Below are 11,851 nucleotides of genomic sequence, written 5' to 3' on the forward strand. Positions count from 1 at the left end.
CCATCTGAATTTTTCTTTTTCTGTTTGGATATGTATAGTTTCTCTAAATTTTCCGTATACTGTTAAGGCAGATGAGCGAAAAGATTTAGGGAGTGGACTTAATGAATCTGAAAGCTTTCATGTTTGATAGGAAGGCTAAGACGCAGTTCATGCATGATGACCTGCATGCCGATGAAAGTTTAGCTGATGAACTGCTTCAACATATTCCGTCAGTAACAAGCCGTCCCATTGTTTTTGTTTGCATTGGTACTGACCGCTCAACAGGAGATTCATTAGGGCCACTTGTTGGGACGTTATTGGAGGAGAAGAAGCTCGAATCCTTTTATGTGTATGGAACTTTAGATGAGCCAGTTCATGCTGTTAATTTAGCAGATAGACTGGAGGAAATAAAAACCTTACATTCAGACCCCTATATTATCGGTATAGATGCCTGCCTTGGCCGCAATAAAAATGTTGGTGCCATTCAGGTGGGTCAAGGTCCTGTTAAACCAGGGGCAGGGGTGAATAAGGAACTGCCGCCGGTTGGCGAGCTTCATATAACCGGAATTGTGAATGTCAGCGGGTTTATGGAGTTTTATGTATTGCAGAATACCCGTCTAAATTTAGTTATGAAAATGGCCAAAACCATTGCAAATGGAATTTACCAGGCCGGCCTGCTGTACAATAAACAAAGCTGGACGAACCTGGAATGGATAGAGGAAGAGAAAACAAATTAAGAGCAACGGAACATTTTCCATTGCTCTTTTTATTTTTAGCTAATAAGAAGGTATAAACTTTCTGTCGAAAGCTTTATACTTTCTTAACGCATAAGTGCAACTACGCCTCTGTCTTCGCCCTTAAGGGCTCGCCAATCGGCGAGTTTTCTTTATAAATATTGATGGTAGTTATATAAAATCGTCACAATCGCTCCGGTCACCAGTATGGCAGGGAGGAGGTTGGCGACTTTGATTTTGGTTATGCCTGTAAGATTTAATCCGATAGCAAAAATCATGATACCGCCGACTGCAGTCATTTCAACAATAAACTGGTCCATCAAGGCCTTCGGGACGAACCTGTCGATTTGAGTGGCGAATAGCGCAATCAATCCTTGATACAGCACGACTGGAATAGCAGAAAAAATAACGCCTATTCCCAATGTCGTAGTTAAGATTAAGGCGGTAAAACCGTCGATTAAGGCCTTTGTATAAAGAACATCATGGTCGCCTCGGATCCCGCTGTCAAGTGCCCCGATAATGGCCATGGCGCCAATTACAAAAATTAACGTAGCTGTGACAAAGCCTTCAGCAATACTGCCCTTTCCATTTGAACCAACCTTATTTTCCAGCCAGCCGCCAAGGTCATTTAATTTTTCTTCAAGCTTTAGGAGCTCGCCAAACACCGCCCCTACAACAAGACTGATAATCACAATTAGGAAATTTTCACTTTTTAAACCCATCTGTAAGCCTAAAACCATGACCGATAAGCCAATTGCATACATGACGGTTGTTTTCATGCTTTCCGGAATGCGGTTTAATAACTTGCCCAGAAGGGTACCAATAACAATTAACAATCCATTTACTAGTGTGCCTAACAAAAACATGCTGTCCTCACCTTTTTTCTCTATTATGAAAAGGAATCTCTAAAAAAATAAACCATCCCGAAGATGGCTTAATCTGTATCATCTGGTCCCAAAAGCGATAGAATTCGTTCCAAATCCTCCTGGGAGAAAAATTCAATTTCAATTTTCCCTTTATTCTTTTTTTGTTTAATGTGCACTGATGTTCCAAACCGTTCCCTTAATGAATGCTCCCGTTCTTTGATAAAGACATCCTTTTTCTGATCCGGATTTTTTGTTTCACGTGGAACATTTTCATTTAGCTGCTGAATCAGTTTTTCAAGCTGCCTTACGTTTAATGATTCCTTAACCACCTTATCGACTACTGCTGAAAGCTTTGCCTTTTGGCGAAGACCAAGCAAGGCACGGCCATGTCCCATCGTTATTTTCCCTTCAGAAATCAACGCTTGAATGTTTGCTGGCAGGGACAATAGACGGATATGGTTAGCTACATGCGGCCGGCTTTTTCCAAGACGTTTGGCTACTTCTTCCTGGGTCAATTTCAGCTTGTCCATCAGGTTGTTGTAGGCTTGTCCTTCTTCAATTGGATTTAAATCCTCCCGCTGAAGGTTTTCAAGGACGGCTAATTCCATCATTTGCTGCTCAGAAAGCTCTCGCACTACAGCTGGGACGGTTTCAAGCTTTGCTTCTTTTGCAGCCCTAAACCTGCGTTCCCCTACGACAATTTCAAAGCCCTTTATACTTTTTCTTACAATAATTGGCTGCAGGATTCCATGTTCTAAAATGGAAGCTTTCAATTCTTCAATGGCTTCTGGTTGGAAATGCTTGCGAGGCTGGTAGGGGTTTGGACGTAAATCCTTTAGTTTAATTTCTTGGATTGTCTCCTCTTTGCCAGCTTCCATTGTAAAAAATGCATTCAGGCCTTTTCCTAAGCCCTTAGCCATGCGAGACCACTTCCTTTGCTAAATCTAAATATACTTCAGCGCCCCGGGACCTGGCATCATAATTAATGATTGGTTCCCCATGGCTTGGAGCCTCACTTAGACGAACGTTTCTTGGAATAATGGTTTTATACACTTTATCCTGGAAGTACTTCTTCACTTCCTCAATGACCTGGATGCCAAGATTAGTTCTTGCATCTAGCATTGTTAATAATACACCTTCGATTTTTAGATCTTGATTCAAGTGCTTTTGCACCAGCCTTACCGTGTTCAATAATTGACTTAATCCCTCCAAGGCATAATATTCACACTGTACAGGGATTAGCACGGCATCAGATGCTGTTAAAGCATTAATCGTCAATAAACCTAAAGATGGCGGACAATCGATGATTACATAATCAAATTGATCTTTCACCTCTTCCAAAGCTCGTTTTAAACGAACCTCTCTGGAAATGGTCGGCACCAACTCAATTTCAGCCCCTGCCAGCTGAATCGTGGCCGGGATGGCGTATAAATTTTCCACGGCTGTCGGCTTAATGACTTCCTTCGCTTCCACATCATCTACTAAAACATCGTATATACACTGGTCGACTTCTGCTTTTTCAATACCGATTCCGCTAGTTGCATTTCCTTGAGGGTCAATATCTACTAATAAGACCCGTTTTCCTATATGTGCTAAGCAGGCGCCCAGGTTGACAGAAGTAGTCGTTTTACCGACTCCGCCTTTCTGATTCGCGATTGCAAGGATTTTACCCACGATGTCACCTACCCTTTAATTCTCCCAAAATTTCAATCTCATATTCTATTAAAATACCCTTATTTTGACATTATCCACCAAATGATATGGAAAGTCCATTCCTTTATTTTATCATGAAATTCGGCAGATTTTGTTTTTTTTCAAAAAATAATACAGCCAGGTCGAATACATATTTTTCCCTTAATAGGATATTATTGATGGTTAATGGAGATTATTGTAAAAACAAAAAGAACCAAACAAAAAATTGTCTGGTTCTTACCATTTTAGTTTATATTATTTTTTCTTGGGAATGCGAATTGTAAATTGATAGAAATCCTCAAATTCCTCTTCTTCAGAATTCAGGTTAATTCCGCTATCAGAAACCATTGATAACGATTGGCGAATGGTATTGACAGCAATTCGCATATCTTTGCTGAATGCCTTCCGCTTCGCTTTCGGCTTTTCATTTTTTTCCTCTAGAAGTTTGAATACCCGGTCTTCCGTCTGTTTAACGTTCAAGTTTCTCTCGATTATTTCTGCAAGCAAAGCCACTTGCTTTTCTGGATCCTTAAGCGGAATAAGAGCGCGGGCATGGCGCTCGGTAATCGTCTTATTTAATAAAGCATCCTGAATAGGCTGAGATAATTTAAGAAGACGCAGCTTGTTGGCAACGGTTGACTGCCCCTTGCCAAGGCGTTGAGCCAAAGCCTCCTGTGTGAGGTTGTGAAGCTCAAGCAGCTTGCTATAAGCAATCGCCTCTTCAATCGGCGATAGCTCTTCCCGCTGAAGGTTTTCAATAAGAGCAACGGAAGCGGTTTGCGAATCGTTAAGATTTTTTACAATAGCCGGAGCTTCATCCCAACCTAATTTCTTCATCGCCCGCCAGCGGCGTTCCCCCGCGATAATTTCATATTGGCCTGAAGCAAACTCTCTTACAACAATCGGCTGTATAATACCATGTGTATGAATGGTTCTGGATAATTCCTCAATTTTCTCTTCATCAAAAACTGTTCGCGGCTGAAATCGGTTAGGAACAATTTGGTCTATCGGTATTTTCTTAATTTCTTCGTTTCTCTCTATATTCAGCTCTTCTTCAAGCTCAACAGTTTGTTCTCCCTTATCAGCAAAGCCAAAAAAGCGTGTAAATGAATTTTTCATCCCCGACACCACCTTTACGAAAAACTCCCTTTTACTTTATTCTCTATGTCGATATATTCTTCCTGCCTAGGATATCATTTTTATCGCAAAATTGTCAGCCCTAAGAAATATCCAATCCCATCCGAACCTTCAAATTCATCTATTCAATTGGGGTTTTTCCAGGAGCACCCGGCTTACGCGGGTATTTTTTTGGCGTTTGTTTTTCTTTTTTAATGATGATGATCGTTCTGTCGAATTCCTCAATCGGCAGGTTAAAGGTATGAGAATTGAGGAGTTTGCCGCCAAGTGCTGCAATTGCCTTTTGGCCCGTCTTTAATTCTTCCTCCGCATTGACTGCTTTTAATGCCAGGAAGTGACCGCCGACTTTGACAAGCGGAAGGCAAAGCTCACTTAACACAGACATTCTGGCAACCGCCCTCGCTGTCACCACATCAAAGCTTTCCCTATAGTTTGGATTGACACCAAACGTTTCCGCACGGTCATGGACGAATTGAACCTTTTCTAAATTTAATGTAGCTGCCAGGTGATTTAAAAATGTGATCCGCTTATTTAGCGAGTCAACAATCGTTACATCAATATGAGGAAAGGCAATCTTTAACGGAATGCTCGGAAATCCAGCGCCTGCCCCAACATCACAAAGGCGAAATGGTTTGGTAAAGTCGAAATAAAATGCTGCTGAAATGGAATCATAAAAATGCTTTAAATAGACTTCGCCTTTTTCCGTTATTGCCGTTAAGTTCATTTTTTCATTCCACTCAACCAGCGTTTCATAATACTTTTCAAACTGGCCAAGCTGGGTGCTGTTTAGGGCAATTCCTTTTTCCTTTAAACTTGTTTCGAATTGTTCGATATTCATAAAAGTTCCTTCCTCACTCCATTATTCATTGGCGATTCTGGCAATCCGTCCTTGTTCCAAATAAACAAGCAAAATAGAAATATCCGCCGGATTTACCCCTGAAATTCTGGAAGCCTGAGCGAGTGTTAACGGCCTGATTTTCTTCAGCTTTTGCTTTGCTTCTGTTGCTAACCCACTAATGGCATCGTAGTCGATATTTTCTGCTATCTTCTTATCTTCCATTTTCTTTAACCGCTCAACCTGCTGTAATGATTTTTCAATATAGCCTTCGTACTTAATTTGGATTTCCACCTGTTCCTTGACTTCATCATCTATAGGAACTTCTGACTTCGTCAATGTCTCAAGCAGTTCATACGTCATTTCCGGTCTTTTCAATAAATCGGAGGCTCTGATTCCATCTTTTAATTCGCTGCCGCCTGTGTTTCTGATTAATTCTTGGACTTCCGCTGAAGGTTTTAAAATAACAGAACGCAATCTTTCCTTTTCCGCTTCAACAGCTGCCTTTTTAGCTAAAAATGCTTGATACCGTTCATCGCGAATCATGCCAATTTTGTGCCCTATTTCGGTTAATCGCAAATCGGCATTATCATGACGAAGTAAGAGGCGATATTCTGCCCGTGAAGTTAACAGGCGGTATGGTTCATTCGTACCCTTTGTAATTAAATCATCAATCAGTACACCAATATATGCTTCGGATCTGCTTAGTACAAGCTCTTCGCGGCCAAGTGCATTTAATCCGGCATTAATTCCCGCCATTAAACCTTGTCCTGCTGCTTCCTCATAGCCGGATGTTCCATTAATTTGCCCGGCAGTATAGAGGTTTTTGACAACTTTCGTTTCCAAAGTCGGCCACAGTTGTGTGGGAACAATGGCATCGTACTCAATGGCATAACCGGCCCGCATCATCTGTGCATTTTCAAGTCCTGGAACGGATTTAATAATTTGCTGCTGTACATCTTCAGGAAGACTTGTCGATAATCCCTGGACATACACTTCCTTTGTATTTCTTCCTTCCGGCTCCAGGAAAATTTGATGGCGCGGCTTGTCGTTAAAGCGAACCACTTTGTCCTCGATGGATGGGCAATAACGCGGACCTGTTCCTTTGATCATCCCTGAGAACATCGGTGAACGATGAAGGTTTTGGTCAATGATGGAATGTGTTTGATCATTTGTATAGGTTAACCAGCATGGAAGCTGATCGGTAATGTATTTTGTTGTTTCATAAGAGAATGCCCTCGGCTCTTCATCGCCAGGCTGAATCTCCGTTTTGCTGTAATCAATGGTGTTGCTGTTTACCCTTGGTGGTGTTCCTGTTTTAAAGCGGACCAGCTCAAAGCCAAGCTGTTCTAAATGCTCTGACAGCTTGATGGATGGCTGCTGGTTGTTCGGGCCGCTGGAATATTTTAATTCGCCAATGATGATCTCACCGCGAAGGAATGTCCCTGTTGTAATAACAACGGTTTTCGAACGGTATACTGCACCCGTTTTGGTAACTACACCTGTGCAAATTCCGTCTTCGACAATCAATTGCTCAACCATACCTTGAATTAACGTTAAGTTGGTTTCCTCTTCCAAGGTCTTTTTCATTTCATGCTGGTAGGCAAATTTATCGGCCTGGGCCCTAAGTGCACGGACGGCTGGACCTTTACCTGTGTTCAGCATTCTGATTTGAATAAGGGTTTTATCGATATTTTTGGCCATTTCCCCGCCAAGTGCATCAATTTCCCGGACCACGATACCTTTTGCCGGCCCTCCGACTGAAGGGTTACATGGCATGAATGCCACCATATCCAGATTGATGGTAATCATTAAGGTTTTCGCACCCAGTCTTGCCGCCGCGAGGCCCGCCTCACAGCCGGCGTGACCGGCCCCAACGACAATGACGTCGTAATTTCCTGCTTCGTATTGCATGGTTTTCCTCCTTTTCCGTTTTCAAACGGAAAAATTACTCTATATTGTGTATCCATATTAATCGACGTTTTTATATCCGCCAAATACTGTTAAATATCCGCGGAATTCCATCGTATATCCGCCCAATTTTAGTTTTAATCCGCCAAATTTCAATGGATATCCGCCGAGTTCACTATTTTATCCGCCAAACCGCTATAAACAATGATAGCTGAAGCCTCATCTTACCCCTGGCAGGCCGCATCGCCGCACTGCGGTCTTACTTTCCTAAGCAGAACTGCGAGAATAACTGGTCAATCAGACTTTCATGGACGCTGTCGCCGATAATTTCCCCGAGCAGCTCCCATGTTCTTGTTAAATCAATTTGCACAATATCGATAGGCGTCCCAATTTCCACACCTTCAATCGCTTCCTCTATGGCACGAAGACTTTGATTCAACAGCGCAATATGGCGAGTGTTAGAAACGTAAGTGGCATCCTTCGCTTCAATTGAACCAGCAAAGAATAAAGCAGCGATTGCTTCCTCCAGTTCATCAACGCCGCGGTCTTCCAATAGAGATGTCGTGACAATCCTATGGTCTTTTGCTAATTCCTTAACCCGGTTCATATCAATTTGTTGTGACAGGTCAGTTTTGTTGACAATCACAATTACATCCATTCCGTTTACTGCTTCAAAAAGATTTTCATCCTCTTTTGTCAGTTGATCGGAATAGTTTAACACCAGCAATATAAGGTCCGCCTCTTTTAAAACCTGGCGGGAACGCTCGACGCCGATCCGTTCAACGATATCTTCCGTTTCCCTAATACCAGCTGTATCCAATAACCTTAGCGGCACACCGCGCACATTTACATACTCTTCGATAACGTCCCGTGTTGTCCCTGGAATATCTGTGACAATCGCTTTATTCTCCTGAACAAGACTATTCAATAAAGAGGATTTTCCAACATTAGGCCGGCCGACAATTACAGTCGACAACCCTTCACGTAAAATCTTTCCTTGCTGGGAGGTTTGCAACAGTTTATTTAATTCTTCCCTTACATAATGAGCCTTCGGCAAAAGCATTGTATGTGTCATCTCTTCTACGTCATCATATTCCGGGTAGTCAATATTCACTTCAATGTGGGCAAGAATTTCAAGAATCTCCTGTCTTAACCGGCGAATTAGCTTGGAAAGACGACCTTCCATTTGTCCTAAGGCGACATTCATCGCCCGGTCAGTTTTTGCCCGGATTAAATCAATGACTGCTTCCGCCTGGGATAAATCAATCCGTCCATTTAGAAAAGCACGTTTCGTGAATTCCCCTGGCTCAGCAAGTCTTGCGCCGCTATTTAAGGCAAGCTGCAGCACCCGATTGACGGAGACGAGTCCACCGTGACAGTTAATTTCCACTACATCCTCTTTTGTAAAAGTCTTCGGGCCCTTCATCAAGGAGATCATAACCTCTTCAGCCACTTGGCCGCTTTTCGGATCAATGATATGACCATAATGAATTGTATGGGAGGAGATTTCCGCCAATTTCTTTCCGCTGACACTTCTAAATAGCTTATCTGCAATTGGAATGGCTTCATTTCCGCTCAATCGTACAATCGCAATGGCTCCCTCCCCCATCGGTGTCGATATGGCCGCAATTGTATCAAACTCCATTTTTTTCACCTCGCAAGCATTACAATATTTATATAAAGTTTCGATTTCGATACAAAATAATAGAATACCACAAAAAAGCCAGCCTTTGCAGTTAACTGGCTGGAATTATCCACACTTGATAATACCTTGTATTATTTTAACTTATCCACATGTGAATAACAATAAAACACATTTTACTCAATAAAAAGTTATTCACAGCGATTTTTTTTTAAAACTGCCAATAAGGCTGTTGAGTTCCGCTCCAATCAACAGGTGTTTTATATTTTTCTTTTCATAATAAAAAAACACCCTGCCTTTTGGCAGGATGTTATCTTGTTCTCACTGGTGAAATTACAATATGGCGATGGGGTTCTGTTCCATCGGAAGATGTTTTGACCCGTTTATTTTCGGATAAGGCAGTATGAATAACTTTACGCTCGTAGGATGGCATTGGTTCAAGAGCGACGTCTTTTCCTGTTTGAACAGCTTTTTGCGCCAGGCGGTTGGCCAGTTGGATGAGTGTTTCATTTCGTCTGTTTCGATAATCCTCAGCATCCAGAATCACGGTAAAATATTGCTCCGAATGGCGGTTTATCACTAATTGCGTCAAATATTGAAGAGAGTTCAGTGTTTGTCCCCGCTTCCCAATAAGCAGCGCAATTTTCTCGCCTGTCATAACAAACAGCACCTGCTTACCATCGCGCTTCACATCAATACTTACAGGTGCACCCATTTGTTCGCCGACTTGCATCAGAAATTTCTTAGCTTCTTCAATCGGGTCATGGATTACGGTCACCTTTACTACCGCCGGCCGTGATCCAAAAATGCCAAAAATCCCTTTCTTACCTTCATCAATGATGTTTATTTCAGTGCGGTCCTTTGAAGTCTTTAATTGAGCTAAAGCTGATTCTACTGCTTCTTCGACGGTTTGTCCTGTAGCAGTTACCTGTTTCACTTTTTTGCTCCTCCCGCATTACCGGATGTCTGCGCCTTTAAATCCGGTCCTTTAATAAAATAGGTTTGCACAATCATGAAAATATTTCCGACAACCCAATACAAGGAAAGAGCTGCTGGGAAATTGAAAGCAAAAATTACAATCATAATTGGCATCATCCAAAGCATCATCGCCATTTGCGGGTTCTGCTCCTGGCCTGCCATCATGATTTTTTGCTGAATAAATGTAGTGATTCCTGCAACGATCGGCAAGATATAATATGGATCCTTTTCACCAAGGTCAAACCAAAGGAAATTATCCTGGGCAATTTCTCTTGTTCTCGAAATCGCATGATAAAACCCAATTAAAATCGGCATTTGAATAATTAGTGGGAAACAGCCCGCCATTGGGTTAACCCCATGCTTTTGGAAAAGGGCCATCGTCTCCTGCTGGAGCTTTTGCTGTGTTTTTGCATCTTTTGAACTGTATTTCTCACGAAGCTTTTTCATTTCCGGCTGCAAAGCCTGCATTGCTTTTGAGCTTTTTGTCTGTTTAATCATCAGCGGCAGGATCACCAGGCGGATTAGAATAGTAACAACGATAATCGATAATCCAAAGTTTCCACCAAGTAAAAAAGCCATTTCTTTAATCAGCCATGATAATGGATAAACAATGTATTCATTCCAAAAACCTGTGCTCTCTTCTGTAATCGGTTTATTGAATTCACTGCAGCCAGTCAGCAGCAGGAATACAGAAAGCAGTCCGAATAACAATAATATTCGTTTGTTCAACCAGTTTTTCCTCCTTGTTTCTTTATAATAGATAATTGCTTGTCCTCTTTTATGTATTTCCCCCGATGCTTTGTTTCAAAGGTATTTTATCATTTTTTTACAGGTTATGTCTGCTCAGTTTGTGCTGAAATTGGCTAATTCCTTAACAATTATCACCTAATCATTTTTTCTTAAAACCTTACCAACTTTTAATACATGGGTTAGACTGCTTTTGATCTCAAAAAAGTCCATTTCGCTGGCAGGCTTCCTGGCGATAATCACATAATCATTTCCTGGCGTTAATTGTTCTTTCAGCTCGAAAATTGCTTGCCTGACATATCTTTTAATTTGATTTCTTGTTACGGCATTGCCTAGTTTTTTACTGACAGACAATCCAATTCGAAAATGGCTCTGTCCTTCTTTTTCTAATGAATAGACAACAAATTGCCGGTTGGCAAAAGAACGACCCTTTTGAAAAACCACTTGAAAGTCCTGATTCTTTTTAATTCGGAGCTCCTTTTTCATAAAATCGAACAGTCCTCCTTATTCTAAAGGCCCTGTAAAACAGTCTGTTGATTTCCGCTCCAGGCGCAAGCGGTTCGCGGGCGGTCAGGGGAGCCTCCTCGTCGCTTTGCTCCTGTGGGCCACCCCTATCCCGTACTCCCGCAGGAGTTCGCACCTTCCGCTCCAATCAACGTTGTTCTGAATCAAAAAGCATTTTTTATAAAATGATTTAAAAAAAGACCACTGAGACGTTTCAGTGGTCTAAGCTGATAATACTTTTCTTCCTTTACGGCGACGGCGAGCAAGAACTTTACGTCCGTTTGCTGAACTCATGCGGCTGCGGAAACCGTGAACTTTGCTGTGCTTACGCTTATTTGGTTGATACGTTCTTTTCATTATATTACACCTCCCAGAGGATAAGCCTATAAATTTAAAACGACAGTCTTACTTATTATAAAGATGTTAACTTTAAATTGTCAACTACTGTCCTAATATTGTTACCTTTTCCCAGATTCCTTTGATTCGATTCGGCAAGAATTATTTTGCCCGTTTAGATAAAAAATAGCCTGAAGGCTTCTCTCAACTCTCTGTGGATAAAAAATCGACAAATTTCGGACTATCCACACAAGATATTGACAGGATTTTCACAAATTATCAACCTGTGGACAATTTTCATACACACCCTGCGGGGGTTGTGGATAAATCTCGAAAAACCATTGCAAACCTTGATATTATTTGTTATTATATTTGTGTTTTCACTCTGAATAACTTTGTCACCCTTAACCTTTATCCACAAACTGTGGATAATATGTGGATAGTTTATACAACGGTTCTGTAAAAACTTGTCCACAAGAGGTGGATATTG

Annotated in this window: 12 protein-coding genes; 1 reads left to right on the plus strand and 11 read right to left on the minus strand. The window is 41.6% G+C overall.

Translation table 11 applies throughout. The annotated features are described in order from the left end of the window. Positions 1-101: 101 nt before the first annotated feature. Positions 102-716 carry a spore protease YyaC gene (gene yyaC, locus ACZ5B7_RS30255; protein ID WP_213147840.1) on the plus strand — a complete coding sequence of 205 codons (615 nt, stop codon included), beginning with the start codon at positions 102-104 and terminating at the stop codon, positions 714-716. Between the two features lie 149 nt (positions 717-865). Here the strand turns inward: yyaC and ACZ5B7_RS30260 are convergent, their stop codons facing one another. The 11 genes from ACZ5B7_RS30260 to rpmH all read right to left on the minus strand — a co-directional run bounded on the left by ACZ5B7_RS30260 (position 866) and on the right by rpmH (position 11,382). Next, positions 866-1,579 (minus strand): DUF554 domain-containing protein, encoded by a 714-nt coding sequence (locus ACZ5B7_RS30260; protein WP_464492193.1) that lies wholly within the window; start codon positions 1,577-1,579, stop codon positions 866-868. 68 nt (positions 1,580-1,647) lie between these two features. Next, on the minus strand, positions 1,648-2,499 hold the full coding sequence (locus ACZ5B7_RS30265) for a ParB/RepB/Spo0J family partition protein (protein ID WP_464492194.1): 852 nt from the start codon (positions 2,497-2,499) through the stop codon (positions 1,648-1,650). Then, on the minus strand, positions 2,492-3,253 hold the full coding sequence (locus tag ACZ5B7_RS30270; protein ID WP_213116960.1) for a ParA family protein: 762 nt from the start codon (positions 3,251-3,253) through the stop codon (positions 2,492-2,494). The genes ACZ5B7_RS30265 and ACZ5B7_RS30270 overlap by 8 nt, the downstream gene beginning before the upstream one ends. Before the next feature lie 273 nt (positions 3,254-3,526). After that, positions 3,527-4,390, minus strand: a complete 864-nt coding sequence (gene noc / locus ACZ5B7_RS30275; protein ID WP_423800260.1) for a nucleoid occlusion protein — start codon at positions 4,388-4,390, stop codon at positions 3,527-3,529. Between the two features lie 139 nt (positions 4,391-4,529). Continuing rightward, positions 4,530-5,246, minus strand: a complete 717-nt coding sequence (gene rsmG, locus ACZ5B7_RS30280) for a 16S rRNA (guanine(527)-N(7))-methyltransferase RsmG (RefSeq protein WP_464492195.1) — start codon at positions 5,244-5,246, stop codon at positions 4,530-4,532. Positions 5,247-5,267: 21 nt separating this feature from the next. Next, positions 5,268-7,157 carry a tRNA uridine-5-carboxymethylaminomethyl(34) synthesis enzyme MnmG gene (gene mnmG / locus ACZ5B7_RS30285; RefSeq protein WP_464492196.1) on the minus strand — a complete coding sequence of 630 codons (1,890 nt, stop codon included), beginning with the start codon at positions 7,155-7,157 and terminating at the stop codon, positions 5,268-5,270. A gap of 256 nt (positions 7,158-7,413) precedes the next feature. Next, positions 7,414-8,799 carry a tRNA uridine-5-carboxymethylaminomethyl(34) synthesis GTPase MnmE gene (gene mnmE, locus ACZ5B7_RS30290; protein ID WP_464492197.1) on the minus strand — a complete coding sequence of 462 codons (1,386 nt, stop codon included), beginning with the start codon at positions 8,797-8,799 and terminating at the stop codon, positions 7,414-7,416. A 307-nt stretch (positions 8,800-9,106) separates the two neighbouring features. Beyond that, positions 9,107-9,733, minus strand: coding sequence for an RNA-binding cell elongation regulator Jag/EloR (jag, locus tag ACZ5B7_RS30295; RefSeq protein WP_378586297.1), 627 nt, complete (start codon positions 9,731-9,733; stop codon positions 9,107-9,109). Beyond that, positions 9,730-10,503, minus strand: a complete 774-nt coding sequence (spoIIIJ, locus tag ACZ5B7_RS30300) for a YidC family membrane integrase SpoIIIJ (RefSeq protein WP_464492198.1) — start codon at positions 10,501-10,503, stop codon at positions 9,730-9,732. Before spoIIIJ ends, jag begins: the two co-directional genes overlap by 4 nt. Before the next feature lie 156 nt (positions 10,504-10,659). Next, entirely contained in the window at positions 10,660-11,007 is a 348-nt protein-coding gene (gene rnpA, locus ACZ5B7_RS30305) for a ribonuclease P protein component (RefSeq protein WP_213116953.1), read from the minus strand. 240 nt (positions 11,008-11,247) lie between these two features. Then, a complete protein-coding gene (gene rpmH / locus ACZ5B7_RS30310; RefSeq protein ID WP_066059809.1) occupies positions 11,248-11,382 on the minus strand; it encodes a 50S ribosomal protein L34 in 135 nt (44 codons plus the stop codon). Positions 11,383-11,851 lie beyond the last annotated feature (469 nt).

The sequence above is a fragment of the Neobacillus sp. S1115 genome, from assembly GCF_055385565.1.